At 50.8% G+C, this 1064-nt stretch carries 1 protein-coding gene; it reads left to right on the plus strand.

Annotation, left to right across the window (positions count from 1 at the left end; all coding sequences use genetic code 11):
• Window positions 1-38: 38 nt before the first annotated feature.
• The gene (locus tag WH277_RS08290) at window positions 39-650 is read left to right on the plus strand and encodes a TetR/AcrR family transcriptional regulator (RefSeq protein ID WP_339456313.1); all 612 of its coding nucleotides are present in this window, start codon (window positions 39-41) and stop codon (window positions 648-650) included.
• The last annotated feature ends 414 nt before the right edge of the window (window positions 651-1064 follow it).

The raw sequence follows: 1064 nt of genomic DNA on the forward strand, positions 1-1064 counted from the left end.
CTAATATACTATTGGTAAGTTACCTTTGGTATATAAGCATGTCAACGGACATAAACTCTTCACCGCTGCCCCGGCGACGTTTATCGCGTGAGGCGCGTTACCAGCAGCTCATTGAAGCGGCATGGCAGCTCATTCGTACCGAGGGAACGGAGGCCTTAACGCTGGGCCGCCTGGCTGAGCAGTCAGGCGTCACTAAGCCCGTGGTGTATGATCATTTCGGCACACGTTCAGGTCTGTTTGCGGTGCTTTATCAGGAGCTCGATGCCCGCCAAAATGCGCTGTTTGATGCGGCATTAGCGCAAAGTGAAGCCACTTTGTCGGCCAGGGCGCAGGTGATGGCCGAATCGTATGTGAATTGTGTTCAAAAACAGGGGCGGGAGATACCGGGTATCATAGCTGCACTTGTTGGTTCACCCGAGCTTGAGCAGATTAAGCGGGCCTACGAAGTCGCCTTTATTGAGAAGTGTCGCGAAACGCTGACGCCATTCACCGGGGGTAAAGCATTATCGAACGCCGGTTTGTGGGCCATGCTGGGGGCTGCGGAATCGGTGGCTTACGCATCCACCCGTAATGAAATCACCGAACAACAGGCGCGGGATGAGTTGTACGCGGTGATTATGGCACTGGTCGAACGCAGCGTAAGAACATAATATCCGTTTGTCGCTACATTGAGACATATAACGCTATGTTTAATAAGGTGTTTACTTAAGTATGCGTTGCCTGTCTCTGAATGGAGACGCACCCCAGGCAATGGTGTGGGCCTGAGGCGACGCCTGAGCCGGGTAATAACACCTGTTAAGAAGAAATTAATGTGTTAACGATCAGTGAGATGGTGATTTTATCGCGAGTGAATTGCTATTCTGGCACGCGCTGTGCAAGAATATCTGCGTAGATGCTCATTCCACCTCTTATGTTTGCTGATGCTTCATAAACCTGGGAATGACGCAGAGCCATTTTACGGTACCTGTTGTCCAGCCAGCCAATATCGCTAACGTCTTATTGGGTCTATCGGGCAATACGTTGAGTCAGGTACCAACCGGTTGTCTTAACCGACCTGAAAATTT

Source organism: Erwinia sp. MYb416 (genome assembly GCF_037479575.1).
Lineage (GTDB): Bacteria > Pseudomonadota > Gammaproteobacteria > Enterobacterales > Enterobacteriaceae > Erwinia > Erwinia rhapontici.

Coding starts and splice junctions, on each gene's coding strand:
- WH277_RS08290 (WP_339456313.1), top strand. CDS start 39: ATGTCAACGGACATAAACTCTTCACCGCTGCCCCGGCGACGTTTATCG.